At 49.3% G+C, this 20310-nt stretch carries 21 protein-coding genes; 16 read left to right on the forward strand and 5 right to left on the reverse strand.

Annotation, left to right across the window (positions count from 1 at the left end; genetic code table 11):
* Window positions 1–110: 110 nt before the first annotated feature.
* The 3 genes from DIJ65_RS08875 (at window position 111) to DIJ65_RS08885 (ending at window position 2862) form a co-directional block, all read left to right on the forward strand.
* Complete coding sequence (locus tag DIJ65_RS08875; RefSeq protein ID WP_230321335.1) at window positions 111–980, forward strand: alpha/beta fold hydrolase; 870 nt, start codon at window positions 111–113, stop codon at window positions 978–980.
* Window positions 981–1152: 172 nt separating this feature from the next.
* On the forward strand, window positions 1153–1479 hold the full coding sequence (locus DIJ65_RS08880) for a thioredoxin family protein (protein WP_071151780.1): 327 nt from the start codon (window positions 1153–1155) through the stop codon (window positions 1477–1479).
* Between the two features lie 33 nt (window positions 1480–1512).
* Entirely contained in the window at window positions 1513–2862 is a 1350-nt protein-coding gene (locus tag DIJ65_RS08885) for a dihydrolipoyl dehydrogenase family protein (protein WP_117301038.1), read from the forward strand.
* 195 nt (window positions 2863–3057) lie between these two features.
* Here DIJ65_RS08885 and bioD read toward each other — a convergent pair whose 3' ends face one another.
* Window positions 3058–3762 carry a dethiobiotin synthase gene (gene bioD, locus DIJ65_RS08890; protein WP_185959532.1) on the reverse strand — a complete coding sequence of 235 codons (705 nt, stop codon included), beginning with the start codon at window positions 3760–3762 and terminating at the stop codon, window positions 3058–3060.
* Between the two features lie 153 nt (window positions 3763–3915).
* Between bioD and DIJ65_RS08895 the strand changes: the two genes are divergently transcribed.
* The 5 genes from DIJ65_RS08895 to DIJ65_RS08920 all read left to right on the forward strand — a co-directional run bounded on the left by DIJ65_RS08895 (window position 3916) and on the right by DIJ65_RS08920 (window position 7945).
* On the forward strand, window positions 3916–4281 hold the full coding sequence (locus tag DIJ65_RS08895; protein ID WP_117301132.1) for a cupin domain-containing protein: 366 nt from the start codon (window positions 3916–3918) through the stop codon (window positions 4279–4281).
* Window positions 4282–4469: 188 nt separating this feature from the next.
* A complete protein-coding gene (locus DIJ65_RS08900; protein WP_117301034.1) occupies window positions 4470–5474 on the forward strand; it encodes an EAL domain-containing protein in 1005 nt (334 codons plus the stop codon).
* A gap of 64 nt (window positions 5475–5538) precedes the next feature.
* Window positions 5539–6132, forward strand: coding sequence for a flavin reductase family protein (locus DIJ65_RS08905; protein ID WP_117301032.1), 594 nt, complete (start codon window positions 5539–5541; stop codon window positions 6130–6132).
* A 564-nt stretch (window positions 6133–6696) separates the two neighbouring features.
* The gene (locus DIJ65_RS08915; RefSeq protein ID WP_117301028.1) at window positions 6697–7533 is read left to right on the forward strand and encodes a PP2C family serine/threonine-protein phosphatase; all 837 of its coding nucleotides are present in this window, start codon (window positions 6697–6699) and stop codon (window positions 7531–7533) included.
* Window positions 7523–7945: a GNAT family N-acetyltransferase gene (locus DIJ65_RS08920; protein ID WP_230321333.1), complete on the forward strand. Its 423-nt coding sequence runs from the start codon at window positions 7523–7525 to the stop codon at window positions 7943–7945. The genes DIJ65_RS08915 and DIJ65_RS08920 overlap by 11 nt, the downstream gene beginning before the upstream one ends.
* On the opposite strand, the gene DIJ65_RS08925 is transcribed toward DIJ65_RS08920, so the two are convergent.
* On the reverse strand, window positions 7900–8496 hold the full coding sequence (locus DIJ65_RS08925; protein ID WP_117301026.1) for a histidine phosphatase family protein: 597 nt from the start codon (window positions 8494–8496) through the stop codon (window positions 7900–7902). The two genes, DIJ65_RS08920 and DIJ65_RS08925, sit on opposite strands and share 46 nt — an antisense overlap.
* A 92-nt stretch (window positions 8497–8588) precedes the next feature.
* Between DIJ65_RS08925 and DIJ65_RS08930 the strand changes: the two genes are divergently transcribed.
* Both DIJ65_RS08930 and DIJ65_RS08935 read left to right on the forward strand, forming a co-directional pair.
* Window positions 8589–9158 (forward strand): GNAT family N-acetyltransferase, encoded by a 570-nt coding sequence (locus DIJ65_RS08930; RefSeq protein ID WP_117301024.1) that lies wholly within the window; start codon window positions 8589–8591, stop codon window positions 9156–9158.
* Window positions 9159–9232: 74 nt separating this feature from the next.
* Complete coding sequence (locus DIJ65_RS08935) at window positions 9233–9574, forward strand: hypothetical protein (RefSeq protein ID WP_117301022.1); 342 nt, start codon at window positions 9233–9235, stop codon at window positions 9572–9574.
* A gap of 427 nt (window positions 9575–10001) precedes the next feature.
* On the opposite strand, the gene DIJ65_RS08940 is transcribed toward DIJ65_RS08935, so the two are convergent.
* Together DIJ65_RS08940 and DIJ65_RS08945 are read right to left on the reverse strand one after the other, a co-directional pair.
* Entirely contained in the window at window positions 10002–10841 is an 840-nt protein-coding gene (locus DIJ65_RS08940) for an aldo/keto reductase (protein ID WP_117301020.1), read from the reverse strand.
* 94 nt (window positions 10842–10935) lie between these two features.
* On the reverse strand, window positions 10936–12165 hold the full coding sequence (locus DIJ65_RS08945) for a dicarboxylate/amino acid:cation symporter (protein ID WP_117301018.1): 1230 nt from the start codon (window positions 12163–12165) through the stop codon (window positions 10936–10938).
* A 491-nt stretch (window positions 12166–12656) separates the two neighbouring features.
* Here DIJ65_RS08945 and DIJ65_RS08950 point away from each other — a divergent pair, with 491 nt between their 5' ends.
* A complete protein-coding gene (locus tag DIJ65_RS08950; RefSeq protein WP_117301015.1) occupies window positions 12657–13907 on the forward strand; it encodes an MFS transporter in 1251 nt (416 codons plus the stop codon).
* 38 nt (window positions 13908–13945) lie between these two features.
* Here DIJ65_RS08950 and DIJ65_RS08955 read toward each other — a convergent pair whose 3' ends face one another.
* Window positions 13946–14797, reverse strand: coding sequence for a MurR/RpiR family transcriptional regulator (locus DIJ65_RS08955; RefSeq protein WP_117301013.1), 852 nt, complete (start codon window positions 14795–14797; stop codon window positions 13946–13948).
* Window positions 14798–14918: 121 nt separating this feature from the next.
* Between DIJ65_RS08955 and gnd the strand changes: the two genes are divergently transcribed.
* The 5 genes from gnd (at window position 14919) to DIJ65_RS08980 (ending at window position 20304) form a co-directional block, all read left to right on the forward strand.
* Entirely contained in the window at window positions 14919–15803 is an 885-nt protein-coding gene (gene gnd / locus DIJ65_RS08960) for a phosphogluconate dehydrogenase (NAD(+)-dependent, decarboxylating) (RefSeq protein ID WP_117301011.1), read from the forward strand.
* A gap of 62 nt (window positions 15804–15865) precedes the next feature.
* Window positions 15866–17410, forward strand: coding sequence for a gluconokinase (gene gntK, locus DIJ65_RS08965; protein ID WP_117301010.1), 1545 nt, complete (start codon window positions 15866–15868; stop codon window positions 17408–17410).
* Window positions 17411–17876: 466 nt separating this feature from the next.
* On the forward strand, window positions 17877–19532 hold the full coding sequence (locus DIJ65_RS08970; protein ID WP_117301008.1) for an FAD-binding dehydrogenase: 1656 nt from the start codon (window positions 17877–17879) through the stop codon (window positions 19530–19532).
* Between the two features lie 39 nt (window positions 19533–19571).
* A complete protein-coding gene (locus DIJ65_RS08975; protein WP_117301006.1) occupies window positions 19572–19868 on the forward strand; it encodes a hypothetical protein in 297 nt (98 codons plus the stop codon).
* Entirely contained in the window at window positions 19861–20304 is a 444-nt protein-coding gene (locus tag DIJ65_RS08980; RefSeq protein WP_185959533.1) for a DUF4181 domain-containing protein, read from the forward strand. Before DIJ65_RS08975 ends, DIJ65_RS08980 begins: the two co-directional genes overlap by 8 nt.
* Window positions 20305–20310 lie beyond the last annotated feature (6 nt).

The raw sequence follows: 20310 nt of genomic DNA on the forward strand, positions 1-20310 counted from the left end.
TGGAGTGTCCGGAAAGGTGTGGTTTAATGATGGTGAAAAAATGGCAGTGTTGAAACAGGGATGAAAGGGTAAGACTGGAGTGTAAATAAAAAAAGAAGGAGGACCCGAAGGTGCAGAATGAAAAAACGATGGAAGTTGGAGAATTTAAAGAAAGACAAAAGTCCGTGATGCTGGATGGAATAGTCGACGAACCTGTAAGAATAAATTATACGGACGTCGGCTCTGGCCCAACGTTACTGTTGCTTCATGGTATTCCTACCTGGTCTTATTTGTATCAGGAAATGATTGAAGAGCTTCAAAAAGATTACCGCGTCATTGCACCTGATATGCTGGGTTATGGTTGGTCTGACCGCCGTGACCGATTTGACCGCTCACTGCAAGTACAGGCCAAAGTCATTACGGGTCTTATGGATATATTGCAATTGGAAAAAGTTCATTTCGTGGGTCACGACATCGGCGGCGGAGTCGGATTGGTGCTCGCGGTTGATTATCCTGACCGATTGGAAAGCCTTATTTTATCCAACAATGTCGCTTATGATTCCTGGCCGATTAAAGAAATGATGCAGTTAGGGCATCCGTCATGGACAGACAAACCTGTTCAGGAAGTGAGTGACTTTCTGAAAAAGGCATTTCAAGATGGCATCTTAAACAAAGAACAGAAGACAGATGCATTTCTTGAAGGAATCGTAGAGCCATATCAAAATGAAGAAGGCAAGAAGAGTATGGTTCGAAATGCTGCGGCGTTAAATACGAATGAGATAACGAGGTTGACCCATAAGTTATCCGGAATTCCACATCCTACGCTCATTTTATGGGGAGTACAGGATCCCTGGCAGAAATTAAAATTCGGCGAAAAACTTCAAGAAGATATTCCTGACAGCAAGCTGCTGAAGATAGAGCATTCCGGCCATTGGCTGCCGCAAGATGCCCCTAAGGAGTTCGCTGAAGAAATTAAAGGTTTTCTTCAAAAGAATGAATAATAGAAGGAACCCTCTCCAAATCTATCGGAAAACTTTTCCCTGGTAGTTCGGGAAAGGATTTTTAATAATAGGAATTGCTCCAGTAAAGTAACCTACGTTACAGTTTTCTTTCCAACAATCTCATATGCTGCTGTTGAAAAGAATTGTAAATGCTAACAAAGGAGTGGTTTCAATGTTCGAAAAAATCTTATCAGAAGAGCAATTCAATAACGCCATCAGCAAAAAAGATCAGCCGGTCCTTATAAAATTTTTCGCAGACTGGTGTCCGGACTGTAAGCGGATGGATATGTTCATGGGGGAAGTTCTGGCGGATTTCCACAATATCTCTGCGTATTCCCTCAATAAAGATCAATTTGAAGAAGTTGCGAATAAACAGGATGTAATGGGGATACCGAGTCTGCTGGTTTTTCAAAACGATCGGAAGTTGGGTCATCTTCACAGTGCCAATGCTAAAACGCCTGATGAAACAAAGGGATTTCTCCAGGAGTTTTTTTCTTAAAGATTTACATTACACGAAAAGGAGATGTATAACATGCAGAGAACATTTGATCTCATCGTAATTGGAACCGGTTCAGGCGGGTCGGCCGCCGCGATGAAATGCAAGAAAGCCGGATGGGAAGTAGCCATTATCGACTCGAGACCATTTGGAGGGACTTGTGCTCTTCGGGGATGTGACCCCAAAAAAGTGCTTGTTGGCGCTGCAGATATGATTGAAAGTGCCGAGAGAATGAAAGGAAAAGGAATCACATCCACTCCCTCGATTAATTGGCAGGAATTGATGGCTTTCAAGCGGACTTTCACAGAACCGGTATCAGCAAACCGGGAAAAAGGGTTTGAAAAATCTGGAATTTACACCTTCCATGGCCAAGCGTCCTTTACAGGCGAAGATACAATCCGGATAGGGGGAGACGTTCTGACAGGGAAAAAAATCTTGATAGCAAGTGGTGCAAAACCTGTTTCCCTGCCGATTGCGGGTTCAGAACATCTGATTCACAGTGACGAATTCCTGGAGTTGGATGAATTACCGGCAAGATTAATCTTTGTGGGTGGTGGATACATTTCCTTTGAGTTTGCCCATATTGCTGCCCGGGCCGGAGCTGAAGTGCACATCATCCAACGAGGAGAACGTGTACTTGGAAATTTTGAGCAGGAGCTGGTCGATTTACTGATGGAAAAGTCGAAAGAAATTGGCATACACATCCATCTCAACAGCGAAGTGAAATCGGTTGAAAAGAAAGCTGATTCGTTTATGGTGACGGCCATGACGAGCAAAGGCTCGCTCGAATTGGAGGGGGATCTGGTGATTCACGGAGCTGGGCGGATTCCGGCAATAGATGACCTGCAACTCGAAAAAGGGAACGTGGAATGGGAAAAAGGCGGTATAACCGTTAATGGTTATCTGCAGAGCGTCAGCAATCCCCATGTCTATGCCGCCGGAGATGCGGCGTCAACTGAAGGTCTGCCGTTAACACCAATTGCTTCAATGGAATCCCAAGTAGTGGCTTCAAACTTACTCAAAGGCAACGACCGTTCACCGAACTACACAGTAATGCCGACGGTGGTATTTACACTGCCGAAATTGGCTTCAGTCGGCTTCTCTGAAGACGAAGCTCGAAAAAAGAAGCACAACATTCGAGTCAATAAGTTTGATACGTCAGATTGGTATACGTACAGAAGGACGAACGAGCGTTACGCCATGGCAAAGGTAATCATTGACGAAGATTCCGATCAGATACTGGGGGCACATCTACTCAGTGAAGAAGCAGACGAACTGATCAACCACTTTGCGACGGCGATTCAATTCAAGCTGACAACACAGGACTTGAAACAAATGATTTATGCCTATCCGACAGCAGCGTCAGACTTATCTTACATGCTTTAAAATGATAAAGGCATAAAACTAAATAAGGTTTTTGCTTTTCGATTGAATAGCATTTGCCAGCATACCAGTTAAAAGGATTGAGTAGATCGTAGTGCGATACTCAATCCTTTTTCATATTCATTATTTGAGCAGACATCTATACATAACGTTTCAAAAGGAACTGTATCTATGAAATCCGGTTAAAAAGAAAGCAGCTTACTCCAATAGTTTATCTAAGTCTATTCCTTTTATCAGTTCCTCCAATACTTCTTCTTCACCTATCCGAGCTTCCACATCAGCAATCTGCGGAACAACTCCGATGACGGGTAGTCCGGTAGTTTTCTCAATCATTTTCAGGTTGTCTTTAACCCCTTCGGATGGACTGTCCGGATAACCGTTGATTATAATACCTTTTACAGTAAGGCCCTTACTTTGAGCATAGTGAGCAGTCAATGAAGTAGCGTTCAATGTTCCAACGTTAGCTTGAGTGACAATCACGATCGGTATGTTCAGATCTTTAATCAGCTCCGGCGTTCCGTACTGCTCATCAATTAAAGGAACAGCCAGTCCCCCGGCCCCTTCAACGAGCACCAATTCATGTCTCTCTTGCAATACTTGATAATTCCTCATAATTACTTCCGGATCAATGGGGTTCCCGGCTAATTGCGCAGCAAAATGAGGAGAAAAACGAGGCTCATACAAAAAAGAATTCAGCTGTTCATTTTCTTGTGGCTCATAAACCTTCCGGTAAAGTTCCACATCAGGAGCCAGCCATTCTTCCCCTTCTGTAATGGCTCCGCACTGCACCGGTTTATAGGGAACTGCATCTATATTCTGTTTTCGAAACGCATATGTAAGACACGTGGTAATAATAGTCTTTCCGACATTGGTGCTGGTACCTGTAATAAAAATTCCGGACAAAAAAATCACTCCTTACTGAGATTATCCATAGTATAGCGTACTTGCTTAATTGGAAATAACTTTTATGTTGGAAAGAAAAAAATACGTTTTTCAGCCGAAGAATTGAACGAGTCACTAAAAGGGTATACAAAATACAAAAAAGGTGGGGTTACTATCAAATACCAGGCTATCAATCTGAATGAGAAATTTTCTAAGTTCAATGAACACTGGTCGCCAAAAGTCATTGCTGAAATGAACGATTATCAATTTAAACTCGTCAAGATAGAGGGGCATTTTGAGTGGCACGATCATCCCGATACCGATGAGGTGTTTATCGTTCTCGAAGGTGAGATGTTCATTGATTTCCGCGATGGCCAAGTGAAAATTTCCCAGGGAGAGATGTTTACGGTTCCAAAAGGAATGCAACATAAACCTTTTGCGGACCAGGAGTGTCATATCATGCTGGTAGAGCCAAGGGGCGTTGTGAACACTGGCGATACTAAATCAGAATTCACAGCTGAGAATGATCTTTGGATTTAGTCCCAAAATAAAACAGGCGGAGAAAAAGAGACCCTTTTTCTCCGCCTGTTTTGGTGTGGAGCGGGATTGCCAGTAGCATGTGTGAAAAGGAAGAACAGGAAAGTGACTTCCTAATTTTTTAAAAAAATAAAGATTTATTAACCAAATTACGGTAATCTGAAAGAGATAGTACAAAAGGAGTGTGACTAATGGAGTGCAACAATTGTTCAGTCGCTGAGCTGAGGTTTGATATCAAGCTGGAAGGCGACACCAATCTGTCCCTGATGGATAAAGTCGTCAGCCACCTGGAACGACGAGACATGGAGATTACAAGGAAAGAAAATAGATTGCTTATGAAAGAACGCGGCGCACAGGAATTTCTGGATTTCTGTCTGCATCTGATGGAACCGGCTGGAGTGCAGTTTCGCATCGATAAAGGCGCGTGGCAGGAACTGAGTGAAATGGAACAGGTTTTCAAGACGGAATGGATCGATGAAGTCATCCGCAAAGAGCTGCTGGTGTGCCATTACCAGCCAATTGTTACGGCACAGGAAGAAGTATTCGCCTACGAAATGCTCGCCCGTTTCCATAACGAAGACGGCTCGGTCATTTACCCGAACGAAATTTTCCCGGCGGCCAAATCGCGCAGCCGGCTTTACGCGCTCGACCGGGTCTGCCGCATGGCCGCTGTCCGCCATTCCGCTGCAATAAAAGACGTGAAAGCGTTCATTAATTTCATCCCGACTTCGATTTATTCGCCTGAATTCTGCCTGCGGTCCACCATAGATTTGGCCAACGAACTTGGCGTGGATCTGCGGCAATTGGTATTTGAAGTGGTGGAGACGGAACAAGTGGATGATATCGAACATCTGCGGGAAATTCTCGCTTTCTATAAGAAGAAAGGATTCCAATATGCGTTGGATGACGTCGGCGAAGGTTACAGCACGATCGAAATGCTGGCGGATCTGAAGCCCCATTACATGAAGCTGGATATGCAATTTGTACAGGGCGTCGCAAGTGACGAAAGCAAACAACAAACAGCGTTGCGCTTCCTTGAGAAAGCCCTGGAAATTGGTTCTGTTCCGCTGGCGGAAGGCATCGAGACGAAAGAAGATTTTGAATGGCTGAAGGAGCAGGGCTACCAATTGTTCCAGGGCTACTATTTCGGCAAACCGGCAAAAGAACCCCAGGGAATTACCGCCGTTAAAGCCTGAAGCAAGCTTCTGGTGCGGCAATTGCAGCTGTTTCGGGTACACTGAAAGAAAAGGAGTGATGGCTGTGCTGAGCTTTGATCCTTACCAACAGACGGACCGTGAAAATTATAAATTGCTGATCGGCTCGGTCATTCCGCGGCCCATTGCCTTTGTGACGAGCAAATCAGAGCAGGGCATTGTCAACGCTGCGCCTTTCAGCTACTTCAACCTCGTGTCGTCGAATCCGCCGATGCTTTCTGTTTCCGTGCAGCGGCAAGGCGGCCAAAAGAAAGATACCGCACGCAATATTCTTTCCGGCAAGGAATTTGTCGTTCACGTTGTGGACGAAGAAAACGTCTTTGAAATCAATGAAACATCCGCTTCGTTGCCGCCGGACCAAAGTGAAATCGATGTGACCAAACTGACGTTGGTCGACAGCGAAGAAGTCGGTGTGCCGGCCGTGGTTCAGTCAAAAATCCGCTTTGAATGCGTCCTTCATCAGGCAGTCGACCTGCCGGGTGCGGACCTTCTTATCGGCCGGATTGTCCGAATCCATGTGGATGAGGCGATTTACAAAGAGGGACGCATCAATGCAGACCTTTTGAAACCGGTCAGCCGTTTGGCGGGTACAAATTATGCCAAGCTTGGTGAAGTTTTCTCATTGAAGCGGCCGGATTAACGAAGCAATTATTGATGTGGAGTCCATGGTGGAAAGCGTTGCTTTCCGGCATGGACTTTTTTTATATCGCGTTATGCAAAGTTCAAAAGCGTAGAGCGGATGTTTTTCGCTGTGCGAAAAACTCCAGGATTTTGAGGAGCTGCCACGAAAGTGGCGGCTTTTTCAAATTTTTCGTTGGATTTTTTGCTAAGCGCAACTAAATTGGGTTTAACCGCAACTAAATTGTGAAATTGAGCAACTAAAATAAAAAATGTGGAAAATATTTCAGATTATTGTTCGCTTTTTTCTATCTATAGCTTTGAATAATTGCTGACCGCACCTCAAATGGGCCGGACCGCCCCTCGCAAGCCGATTTCCGCACCTCGCAGACGGATAACCGCACCCCAAAGCGATCAAGCCGCACCTCAAGCCAATCAACCCGCACCCCAAATCGATCAAGCCGCACCCCAACCCACAAATCGCTCCCTCGCCGCCGGTTTTATTCAAATAAATTCTTAAAATATTTTCCAGCCGCTGCCAGATGTTCTATAATTGTAAGAATATTAGAAAGAGGATGTGGGATTGATGGAGGAGTTTGACTGGGTAGGCAGCGAAGAGCACTTTGTCGATCAGCCGGATGTATGGGAAATGAACAAGATGGTCGTCGGCCGGTTCGGCGGCAATTCCGCGGCCGGGCAGACAAAGAACGAAGACGGTTGCCTGGCATGGGAACATGCGGAGGAAGACTGGGAATTGGCGATGATCATGGATGCGCATAATACAGCTGAAAGCGCGGAGCTGGTGAGGGAGCAGTTTCTTGCGCACCAGGAAGAGATCAAATCGTTCCTTACGATGGACGTCAGCTTTGAATTTTTTCAGAGCTTCGAGGCATTGCTGCTGCGGATTTTCCGGCAAAAGGATTTTCTGGCGACGTGCCGGGAGATTCAGGGAGAGACCGCCTGTTTGATCGCCATCCGCAAGAGCAAGCACCTGTACTGGTTTTCGGTCGGTGATTGCTTGCTGTATCTCCATCACCCGGAACTGGCGGCCATGGGGCAATATCAATTAAACCAGCGCCATTTTTACGAATGGATCGGGCAACAGAACAGTTTTGACCAACCGGTGCCGAGTTTCAGCAGCGGCTTGCGCGAGTTGCGGCAGGGGCTTAACCATATCCTGCTGGCAACGGACGGCCTGACGGAATGTCCAGGTGAACCGTATGCGGATCCCGCAGACATCTTCGGGGAATTTGAGGACCTTTCGCAGGAAACCGGCATTCAAACGCTGCTGGAAACGGTGCAGCGGAAGGGTGTGCGCGACAGCGTTACGGTGCTTTCCTGGACAGTCGACATTGCGGAAAAACCCTTGTACGCCAGCAATCAGCAAACTGTTACGAAAGGGGAGAGTTGGGGTGCTGAGTAAAGTGACTGCAGCCAATCCAAGCCTGCAGCTCAGGGAATTGATGGCTTACGCGATGTCGGAAGAGAAAGTGGAAGAGGAGTTCCTCCGGTATGGAACAAACTCGCATCGATTCTTGTATGTGGCTGAAAACGAAGCGTTTATCGGCATCGAATTGAAAGCCGCTTCACGTTGTGAGATTCGCCATATAGCCGTTGCCGGCAACAGCCGAAGCCACGGACTCGGATCCCGCATGATTGATGAAGTTGCCAGGCTACACGGCATCCATGAAATCTTCGCGGAAACGGACCGGGACGCGGTGGGCTTCTACCGCAAAACCGGATTCAAAATAAAAAGCCTGGGCGAGAAATACCCAGGCCGAGAACGATTTTATTGTGCGAAAACTTTGCCTTCCAAATGGCGCGTGCAATTATAGAGCGGACATTGCCACGCCCCTTCGAGATTTTTCAGAATGGTGATCGAGGTGTTGTCGAGCAGGGTTTTCTTGAATTGCTCCGGCATTAAAGACTTAAGCGTCAAGCCGATCAGGCCGCCATGGCTGACGACCAGCACGCGTTTGCCGGGAAAATCTTTTACGATATCCTGCAAGGCGGCGGTTGCGCGTTCTGCAACCGCTTCACGCGTTTCCATGCCGAGGTCGAGCGAACGCCAGTCGGCTCCCCATTTTTCAAGGCGTTCCTCTTCTGTGGTGCCTTCGATTTCGCCGCCGTTCATTTCGCGCAAACGAGTATCAAAATGGCTGATGGGCAATCCGAGTTTTGCGCCGATGATTTCAGCGGTTTCCCTGGCACGCTCCAGGTCGCTCGCGATGATCAGGTCCCATTCCTCTTCAACCGCGAGGCGATCGGACAGGGCAAGCGCCTGTTCCTTGCCGGTTTTATTCAGCGGGATATTGCTGCTGCCCTGCGCAATCCCGAGCAGGTTCCATTCCGTAATGCCGTGTCTGACGATGCCGATTGTGGTCACCCAGATCAACTCCTTTATCGTTATTACTCTTTTCAGAATACCCCAAATTTCCTGTTTGCGCATCCATCAAAATCGATTATGGAGGAATACATATGCCCCAAACGACGACCATTTACAGCCAACTTCCGACCATCGAAAGTGAGCGATTAACCTTGCGGAAGCTTGAAGGGACAGATGCTGAAGACATGTTCGAATACGCTTCAGAGCCCACCGTATCGCGATTCATGCCATGGCAGGCGCATCAAACAACTGACGATACGAGGGAGTTTATCGGATTTATCCGCAAAGGCTATGTCAACGAAAACCAGTTGACCTGGGCCATCGAGCTGAAAAGCGAAAAAAAGATGATTGGCACCATTGATTTTGTCACCTGGCTGCAGAAACGGCAGCGCGCGGAAATCGGCTACACCTTGTCCCATCAATATTGGGGGCAAGGGCTGATGCTGGAAGCAGCCGAAGCGCTGATTGATTTCGGATTCAAAGAAATGAATCTCATCAAAGTCGAAGCGCCGATCATGCTGGACAATAAACAATCGCAGCGCGTCGCCGAAAAGCTGGGAATGATTCGGGAAGGTGTGTTGCGCAAACACATGATCATCAAAGGGGAATTTGTCGATCTGGCGATGTACGCAGTTTTAAAGGACGAATTTTATTCGCGTTAGTGCTAGGATGAAATCCTTATCAATTCAACTGTAAGGCGGGTGCTGTTTGATAAACTACAGAAGGGGGCGGCGCAATGAAACATAAAAGAATTTATTGCTTGCTGATCTTATGCATCCTAATTCCAGGCATGGCGGCTTGCACCTTTGCTCCTTACACCGTCGATAACGAGTTTACCGGAACCATCGAAGAACTGATAACGGAAGAAAAATTCCTGTTTGATGACAAATTTCTTGAGGTCAAAGAATATGGAGGGGAGTCAGAAGGCAGACGTGCGGGCAATATATATGAAATCCCTGTAGACAGCTTTGAAGAGTATGAAGTTGGGCAAAGGGTAAAAGTGACAGTCTTAACCAATTACAATGAAGACGTTTGGGATTCGGAAAGGATGAAATTCGAAATCACCATCATCGACTAGCCCTGTTCGAGCGCAACATACAAAAGGCGCCATCCCTCGCACCGCATAAAGGTGTAAAGGGTGGCGTTCGCTTTAAAACAAGATTTTAAAAATCGAAATTGCCTTTGAATATTTTGTTGACCGCAACTAAATGGCCGGGAACCGCAACTAAATTGCAGAATCGCGCAACTACAAATAAGATATTGGTAAATATTTCAAATTCATATTCGTTTTTTTATATATTAGCTCTGAATAATTGCTGACCGCACCTCAACAGGAGATAACCGCACCTCGCAACCCGATTTCCGCACCTCGCAGACGGAAAACCGCACCCCAAACGACTCAAGCCGCACCCCAACACAATCCACCCGCACCCCAACACAAAAAACGCCATCCCTCCCACTGCATAACGGTGAACAAGGATGGCGTTTGCTGTAAAACAGCTTTATTAAAAGTCGAAATTATCCGGATCCGGACCGATGCGGCGGTTTTCATTCAAAGCTGAAATGCGCTCCATGTCTTCGCCGATCAACTCGAAATCGAATATTTGGGCATTCTGGATGATGCGATGTTCTTTGTTGGATTTTGGAATGGTGACGACACCGTTTTGAAGGTTCCAGCGCAGGATGACCTGGGCCGGCGTTTTTTCGTTTTTCATCGCAATTTCCCCAAGTACGGGATCATCGAGAAGCTGGCCCTGCATCAACGGCGACCAGGCTTCCAGCTGGATGTTGCGGGCTTTGCAGAATTCGTGAAGCTCTTTCTGCGTAAGGCGTGGATGGTATTCGACCTGATTGACCATCGGCACAATTTCCGCGTCCGGCAATAAATCTAGCAGGTGGTGGATTTGGAAATTGCTGACGCCGATCGCTTTGACGCGGCCGTCTTTATAGAGTTTTTCCAGTGCGCGCCATGCGTCTTTGTATTTGCCTGCAACCGGCCAGTGAATCAGATACAGGTCAAGGTAATCCAGCCCCAATTTTTCAAGGCTCGTTTCAAACGCCGCAATTGCGGAATCATAGCCCAGATCGGAATTCCAGACTTTGGACGTGATGAAAAGGTCTTCACGCGCCAGGCCCGTTTCTTCGAGTGCTTCGCGGATTCCTTGGCCTACGCCCGCTTCATTGCCATAAATGGCGGCCGTGTCGATACTGCGGTAGCCATTTACAATCGCTGTCCGGACGGTATCCGCTGCATCGGAACCGTTCTCGACTTTGAATACGCCGAGGCCGACCCACGGCATTTCCACACCGTTATGCAAAGTGCTTGCAGAAGTTAAGTTTTTCATCGTTCGATCACCCCCCAATCAGAGAATCGTGTGCCTTTCAATATACCCGCTCATGCGAATAAAAAAACGGGTTTTCCAGTTTGCGGCAGCTGTGCTACTCTTTTGCAGCCTGCCGTTTCTTTTCGGTTTTATCGATTACATTCGTTCCGACGAGGTCGCCGGTTACGTTCAGCATCGTTGCGCCCATACCGACAAGTGCGTCAATCGCAGTCAATAGCGCGACCGCTTCCATCGGCAGTCCGAGCTGTACAAAGACGGTGGCGATCATGACAATGCCCGCCCCCGGTACACCGGCTGTTCCGATGGACGCAAGCGTACCGATCAGTACCACCATCAGCATATCCGGCAAGGACAAGGGGTTGCCGGTAAGGTTGGCGGCGAAGACCGCGGACACCGCGATGCGGATGGCGGCGCCGTCCATATTAATGGTTGCGCCGAGCGGCAGGCTGAAGCCGTATAAGCTTTTCGACAAGCCGAGGCCCCGTGCGGCATCAAGCGTCAGCGGCAAGGTGCCGGAGCTGCTTTGCGTGACGAATGCCGTCAGCATCGGTGTCCGCGCATGCCGGAAAAAGAATCCCGGTTTTATTTTAAATGCAATCAGCACCAAAGTGTAAATCGTAATCTGCACGGCGATGGCGACGTATAACACGAGTACCATTTCGCCAAGCTCCAGCAGCGTGTTGAGCCCCTGGCTGCCGACCACTTCCGCCATGATGGCAAAAATGCCGATCGGCACGTACTGCAGGATCACTTTCAACACGACGATGGTCGCTTCGTTCAAACCATTCACGGTTTTGTAGAGGTGTTCCCCGAGATCGCCGAGATCCGAAGAACCGCGCATATAGGAAATCGCCAGGCCGAACGCGAATGCGATGAAAATGATGCCGAGCAGGTTCATTTCCGTGAAGGCGATGAAAATATTCGACGGCACAATGTTCAGCAGCACAGAGATGAAACCGGGATTGTCCGGCACATCGAAGGTTGCATCAATCGGAAGCGTCATTCCCGAACCCGGCTGGAACAGGCTCGCCACCGAAAGGCCGACAATGATGGCGAAAGCGGAACTCAAAATGTAATAGAGAAAAACCTTTCCGCCCATGCGGCCAAGGTCATTCAAGTGGCTTTGGTTCACACCCACCATCAAGGTGAAGAGGATCAGCGGAATGATCAGGAAGGTCAGCAGGCTCAGCAGCAAATCGCCGAGCGGCGCCAGTACCGCGGCATCTGCGCCGAAAATCAGTCCAACGGCGACACCGAGCACCAAAGCAATAGTGATTTTAACAATCAATGATGTATCTAAATAAGTTCTCCATAAAGCTTTCATGAGGGGCCTCCTTTAAAGTTATTGCCAAATAGTTTAATCCGTATCAAAATACTTGGAATTATTCATTACGATAGAGGAAGGGACGGTGGGTGTCAAAAGCATTGCTCAGGAAAATGGCCGGTTCACAAAAAATTAGCCTATACAGCAACAGTGCCAAATGCTATCCTAATAAAAACCAAATGCGAAGAAGAGAAGAGTACGCAAGATCCACCTTTCACAAGAGACCCCCGGCCGCTGAAAAGGGGGAAGGGCGGAATGCCGAACCAAAACTCTGAGCAGCGCGCCGGAACCGAGGATCGGGGGTGGCGCGCCAGGAGCTCCTGTTACCGGGCAAAAGTATAAGCAGATACTGTCTGCCGTACTTACTGAGATCGGCATGGCGACATGGCGATGAACTGGAGTGGCACCGCGAACCACAACCGCCTCCAAGACGAAATGTCTTGGAGGCGGTTTTTTTATGGCCGCATCCGGGAGCGGAGGAGCGCGAAGGGATGAAATTGAACGCTTGGAAAGACCCATTGATCCTATTGGCGGCCATCGGCATTTCGAATATCGGGGCATGGATTTACCTGATTGCCCTCAATCTGAGCGTGCTGGCAATGACGGACGGCTCGGCGCTCGCGGTGGCTGGACTGTACATGACCGTTCCGCTCGCTGCGATTTTCACGAACTTCTGGGCCGGCAGCCTGATCGACCGGCTGAACAAGCGCAAGCTTCTGATCGGGCTCGATCTGTCACGCGCGGCACTGGTATTGCTATTGCCGCAATTCGATTCTTTAGCGCTCATTTACGCCACGGTTTTTGTGCTTGGCATGGCGGGTTCAATTTTTGCGCCAGCGTCGATGGCTTACGTGACGCTGTTGCTGAAACCCGAGCAGCGCCAGCGCTTCAACGCTCTGCGCAGCCTCGTCGGTTCCGGTGCTTTTCTCATCGGTCCCGCGGTCGCCGGCGCATTGCTCGCCATCGGCAGTGCGGATTTTGCCCTCTACAGCAACGCCGCCGCTTTATTCCTGGCCGCCGCGCTGACCGTGGTGCTGCCGAACCTCGATGGCAATAAAGCCGAAAGCGCCGTTGAACCCTTGAACTTGAAACTGATCCGGCAGGACGTCGCTGCGGTCATCGGCTTCAGCCGGCAAAACACTTACGTTGCGGCAGTCTACCTGGCATTCAGCCTGTTCATGGTGCTGGCGACCGCATTGGATTCACTCGAAGCCGCTTTCTCCATCGGGGTGCTCAGCCTCAGCGAACAGCAATACGGTTTTCTCGTCAGCATCGCGGGTGCCGGAATCGCTGCCGGTTCGCTCATAGCCGCTGTGCTCAGCAACCGCCTTCAGGTGCCGTTTCTGATAGGCGGCGGAACGGCCTTCGTTTCTGCCGGCTATCTGATCTACGCATTTTCCGCAGGTTTCTGGGGAGTCGCAACAGGCTTTTTCGTTCTGGCCTTTGCGCTCGCTTTCGCCAACACCGGCTTCCAGACTTTCTACCAGGACAACATTCCGGTCGCCATGATGGGACGCATCGGCAGCATTTACGGACTGGTCGAAGCCGTATTTATTATCCTGCTGACGTTCAGTTTCGGTGTGACTGCTGATTTATTGGCCATCCGGCCGGTGATTGTAGTGGGTTCTTTGCTGATGCTGGCGGTGAGTGTGGGCTTAGGGTTGTATATGAGCGGGAAACGGCTCGCTGCGAATAAAAAGTACCGAAAAAATGCTGCCAGACTTGATGGTGATTTTCGCTAAAGCAAAAAAATCCCCACCTTTTCAGCGGGGATTCAGTACTATAATCTTTTCAGTGCCATCGCTTCACGCATATCCTGCAGCGATTGCTTGCCGGCGTCGCTGCGCGCAATCATCAGGTTCGTGTAAAGCGCATCGATCAGGCTCAGCTGGGCAATGCGGGAAGACAGCGCCTCCGAACGGAAATCAGTTTCCTCCGATACGGTATACAGGCACATATCCGATTCTTTCGTCAGCGGGGATTTCGCGAAATTCGTCACGCAGATGATTGCCACGCCTTTGCTCCTCAGCACGTGCAGCACATCCAGAATATCGCGCGTCGAACCGGAATGCGAAATGACGATGGCGACATCCTGCTCGTTCATCTGGGAGGCGGACATGACCTGGACATGGGCGTCGAGGTTCATCGCCACCGGCAACCCGAGCCGGATGAATTTGTGGTAGCCGTCCATCGCGACGCTGGCGGAGCCGCCGTTGCCAAAGAACTCCACTTTGCGCGCATTGAGTATCGTCGAGACCGCTTTTTCCATCGTTTCGCCGTCGACAATCTGCAGCGTCGCTTCCAGCGTCTTGATATTGGAACGGAAGACTTTATCCGCTACCGTTTTGACTTCGTCACCTTCTTCGATCTGTTCGTGGATGTCTTTCAGCGGTGTTACGACTTCTGAAGCGAGCGAAATTTTAAAGGCCTGGAAACCTTTGAAACCGATACGCTGGCAAAAACGGAAAATGGTGGATTCTGCGATATTCAATTCGTCCGCAATCTGGTTGATCGTCAAATGGATAATGTTGCGTGGATCATTCAAAACAAAATCAGCGATTTTCTTTTCCTTGTCACTGAATTGCGAATAGCTGCCGCGTATGGCCGCAAGCGCAAATTTCTGCTCTTTCATAGTAAGTTCCTCATTTCTGGACCGTTTCATACCGACATTATACTACACTTCCCTTGTTTAAGGAAAAAAATTTGATATAATAAAACCACTACGGAAAAATTTTCTACGAGGAGCGGTTAAAATGGAAATTGGTTTGATTGGACTAGGAAAAATGGGCTTGAACCTTGCCTTGAATTTAACAGATCACGGACACAAAGTGGTTGGATACGATAATTTCGCGACATTTGAAGATGACAGCTTCAAGCGGGCTTCTTCTATAGAAGAACTGGTCAACAGTTTGGAAGCACCGCGCACCATCTGGTTGATGGTACCGGCGGGTGACATCACGGAAACGGTCATCGGCGAATTGCTGCCGTTGCTCCAAAAAGGCGACACACTGATCGACGGAGGCAACTCGAATTACAAAGACACGCTGCGCCGTGCGGCAATGCTGCAGGAACAGGGCCTTTACTATTTTGACTGCGGCACAAGCGGCGGCACGGAAGGTGCCCGTCATGGCATTTGCTCGATGATTGGCGGAGACGAAGAAAAGTTCAAGGATATCGAACAGGTATTCAAGGATATTTCCGTTGAAAACGGCTATCTGTACACGGGCAAAGCCGGCAGCGGCCATTTCCTGAAAATGATCCACAACGGCATCGAATACGGTATGATGCAGGCGATTGCAGAAGGGTTCGATATCCTCAGCAAAAGCCAATTCGATTACGATTACGAAGAAGTTGCGGGCGTATGGGACAACGGTTCCATCATCAGCTCATATCTGATGGGCCTCACACAAAATGCATTTTCAAAAGATGCCAAGCTCGACGGCATCAAAGGCGTCATGAACTCTTCGGGCGAAGGCCAGTGGACCGTTGAAACGGCGCTTGACCTGAAAGTGCCGGCACCGGTCATCACCATGTCATTGATGATGCGCCACCGTTCACAGGAAGAAGACACGTTTACAGGCAAAGTTGTCGCGGCACTGCGCAACGAATTTGGCGGACACGCAGTCGTGAAGAAATAAAAACTGACGGCGACACCGGTTTTATTCGCGTATAATTTGAGTATCAGAAGAGGAGGGTTCCAATGGCTGAACCATCACATTATCTTGGAGTGGACATCGGGACGACTTCGACGAAAGCCGTTCTGTTCAATAAAACCGGCGATATCCTGGCGACGGAGACAATTCTGTATCCATTGTATACGCCCACGCCGCTGACAGCGGAACAGGATCCGGAAGAAATTTTCCGTGCCGTTCTTGGGACGGTGGGGGAAGCAATCCGCAAAAGCGCCATCGATCCGGCAACGCTGAAATTGGTATCATTCAGTTCGGCAATGCACAGCCTGATTGCGGTCGGAGCAGAAGATCAATTATTGACTGAAAGCATCACCTGGGCGGATTCGCGCGCTGCCAAACATGCCACCCGCATCAAAGAAGAAATGGACGGCCATGCGATCTACCTGCGCACCGGCACGCCGATCCATGCGATGTCACCGTTATCCAAAATCGTCTGGCTGAAAGAAGACAAGCCGGAGATTTTCGAACAAACGGCGATGTTCGCAGACATTAAGAGCTTCGTATTCCATAAATTATTCGGTGAATACGTCGTCGATCATTCAATCGCCTCAGCGACCGGCTTGTTCAATCTCGAGAATCTCGATTGGGACAGCGGCGCGCTTGAAGTCGCTGGAATCGATGCCGGCCAGTTGCCGAAACCGGTGCCGACGACACAGCAGATGAGCGGGTTAGCGACTGAATATGCCGCTTTCATGGGTATTCCAAAAGACGTGCCGTTCGTCATCGGTGCAAGCGACGGTGTACTCGCCAATCTTGGCGTCGGTGCCATCGACCCGGGTGTCGTCGCTGTAACCATTGGCACGAGCGGAGCTGTGCGCACCGTTTCTCCGGTGCCGAAAACTGATCCGAAAGGGCGGACATTCTGTTACGCGCTTACCGCCGACCATTGGGTCATCGGGGGAGCTGTCAATAACGGCGGCATCATTCTCCGCTGGCTGCGCGACGAATTTGCGGCTGCGGAAGTCGAAACGGCCAAGCGCCTGTGCATCGATCCGTACGACGTGCTGACGCGCATCGCTTCAACCGTTAATCCGGGTTCGGATGGGCTGCTGTTTCATCCCTATTTGACAGGTGAACGCGCGCCGCTTTGGGATTCTAATGCCCGTGGCTCGTTTTTCGGCCTGAGCATCCATCATGAAAAGCAGCATATGATCCGTGCCGTGCTCGAAGGCATCGTCTACAATCTATATACCGTTCTGCTCGCGGTCGAGGAATTGACCGGCGAACCGAAATTGATCAAAGCATCCGGCGGCTTTGCCCGTTCAGAAATGTGGCGTCAGCTGATGGCCGATGTCTTCGGCCAGCCCGTCACCGTTCCCGAAAGTTTTGAAAGTTCGTGCCTCGGCGCCGTCGTTCTCGGCATGTATGCGCTCGGTGAAATCGACGACTTCAGCATCGTCGGCGACATGATCGGCCATACGCATACCCACGAACCGGATCCGGACTGCACCGAAATCTACAAGGAACTGCTGCCGATTTTCATCCGGCTGTCACGCCTGTTAACAGACGAATACGCAAGCATCGCCGACTTCCAGCGTAAACACCTGGGCTGATGCGAATAAAATCCGGTACCCCGGTTAGATGGGGTGCCGGATTTTTTATGACAATTAAAGCAGGAAAAGAAGAGAGATTTAATAAAAGCCGATAGTGGAAGTTTTTCGCAAGGCGGAAAACTTCCGGTGTTGTGGGAAACCTTCGCGGGAGCGAAGGTTTTTTCAATTATATGGGGTTATTTTAGAGCGGAAGTGGAGTGGTTGTCTGGAATATTTCCTTTAATTATTTGGAATAAGATAAACTCTTTAGCCAAACGAACTTGTGGGCGATTAAATAATTTTGCGCGCGTTCAGCAGAATTTATCTCCACAGTAACCTACCCAGCTCCTTCAGAGAAAATAATTGGATAAAATCACCAGACTCACCATCGGCTTCATTGTCAGAAAACAAAAATTATTAACTATAATTTACCAGCTCAAAATGATACGATATTAGCAGAAACAGCATCGTCAAGGGGGAAGCGTGGATGGAGTTTGGGGTAATCGTAGTGGGTGCCGGATTGGCGGGATTGACGGCAACAGCGGAGCTGGCGGATGCCGGCAGGAAAGTGTTGTTGGTGGACCAGGAACCGGAAGCGTCTTTTGGCGGACAGGCCTGGTGGTCATTTGGGGGATTATTCCTGATCGACTCAGCGGAACAGCGGCGTATGGGAATCAAGGATTCAAAAGAGCTCGCCTGGCAGGACTGGCTGGGAGCGGCAGGCTTTGACCGAACCGGTGACGAAGATTATTGGGGATTGAAATGGGCGAAAGCTTATGTCGATTTCGCGGCCGGTGAAAAACGGGAATGGCTCGCAAAAATGGGCGTTAAATTTTTTCCTGTAGTCGGCTGGGCGGAGCGGGGCGGCTACCTTGCCGAAGGCCACGGCAATTCGGTGCCTCGTTTCCATATTGTATGGGGCACGGGTCCGGGAATTGTCGCGCCGTTCGAACGCCGCGTCCGGGAGCATATGAAAAATGGTCTCGTCGAATATCGTCCGCGCCATCAAGTGGACGGTTTGCTGACAGAAAGCGCTGCGGTCACCGGTATCCATGGATCGATTCTGGAACCGAGCGAAGCGGCAAGGGGAGAAGTAAGTTCGCGCAATAAAATTGGGGACTTTACATACAACGCCAAAGCAGTAATCGTCACGAGCGGAGGCATCGGCGGCAATCACGAATTGATCCGCAAAAATTGGCCGGAGCGGCTCGGCGAAGCGCCGCAGGATATGTTATCCGGTGTGCCGGAACATGTCGATGGCCGGATGCTCGCGATTACGGAACAGGCAGGCGGTCGCCTTGTTAACCGCGACCGCATGTGGCATTACACTGAAGGCATCAAAAACTGGAGCCCTGTATGGAGCCGCCATGGCATCCGCATTCTTCCGGGGCCGTCTTCGCTATGGTTTGACGCAACAGGCAAACGCTTCCCGTCACCGAATTTTCCGGGCTTTGATACGCTGGGGACACTTGAAACCATTCAAAAATCAGGCTATAGCTATTCCTGGTTTATTCTCACTCAAAAAATCATCGAAAAGGAATTTGCACTGTCCGGCTCGGAGCAGAATCCCGATTTAACCGGAAAAAGCATTCCGCAGGTGTTGTCACGGGTGAAAAAAGGTGCAACGGCACCGGTTCAGGCTTTCATGGACAAAGGCGAAGATTTTATTGTCGCGGATAATCTGCCTGATTTGGTGGCCGGCATGAATAAGCTGACCGGTGAAAATCTGTTGGATTTAAATGAAATCGAACGGCAAATCGCTGCGCGCGACCGCCAGCTGGACAATACATTTACGAAAGATCTGCAGGTGACTGCGATGCGCGGAGCCCGGAATTACAGAGGCGACCGTTTAATCCGTGTCGCGTCACCTCATAAAATACTGGATCCGAAAAACGGTCCCCTCATCGCAGTACGCCTGAATATCGTCAGTCGCAAAACGCTCGGCGGCCTGCAGACAGACTTGTCTGCGCGCGTGCTTAATGATGCCGGCCAGCCGATTCCCGGCTTATACGCAGCAGGAGAAGTCGCCGGTTTTGGCGGCGGCGGAGTACATGGTTACCGTTCGCTCGAAGGGACTTTCCTCGGTGGCTGCCTGTTTTCCGGCAGAGTGGCTGGACGGGCGGCGGCGGAATTCAGCGGCTGAAACTGAGAACAATCATAAATTCGATGGAAGGATGGTTGGGTGAATAAAAATTATCTTACTTTCACTTATGCACTTTCAGGAATCAGCATCATCATCGGCTTGCTGATGATTTTCAATAGCGGATCCAGGGGACAGTCCGTTGCGGCTGCTGAGTTGACTCGCCAATTTAACAGCATGGATACAGCTCAGTACAATATGCTTTACGAAGCCGGCATCAACCAATTTCTTGTCCTGGGAGGAATTCTTTTAGGCATCGGCTTGTTAATGACCTGTCTGCTGTCGTTTGTGTTATTGCTCAGATCCAAGCCGGAAGTTGAGGATGAACTTCATGTATGATGACCATCCAGAATATTCCCGCACATGGCTGCCTCTGGACTTTGAGTGGAAGTTTGTTTTCTTTCTATTGGGGATGGTCGCAATCCTGTTCCTCGTCAATTTCTTCCTGAAAAAAGTGTTGGGTGTCGAGAAACGGAATATATTCAAAGCGAATTATGTTAATGCCAGACATGAGAAAGTGGAGTTCTATTTGAATATAGCCGGGACAGTGGTAATGGTTGCTGCATTCATTTATGGATATGAACATGGGGCGCTGTATCCAATCTATGCCTCAGTCATTGCGGCGTTGATCGTCACTCTCTACAAGGCATATATGGAACGGAAATATGCAGAGAATCCGAGGGAATATATCTTCACGCTGCTGGAATTCCCTTTGATCATCCTGTTTATTTTAAGTTTTGCCAACTTCATGTTCCCTGAAATTCCTTTATTCTAAGAAAAG

This window comes from Planococcus salinarum, assembly GCF_007004625.1.
GTDB lineage: Bacteria > Bacillota > Bacilli > Bacillales_A > Planococcaceae > Planococcus > Planococcus salinarum.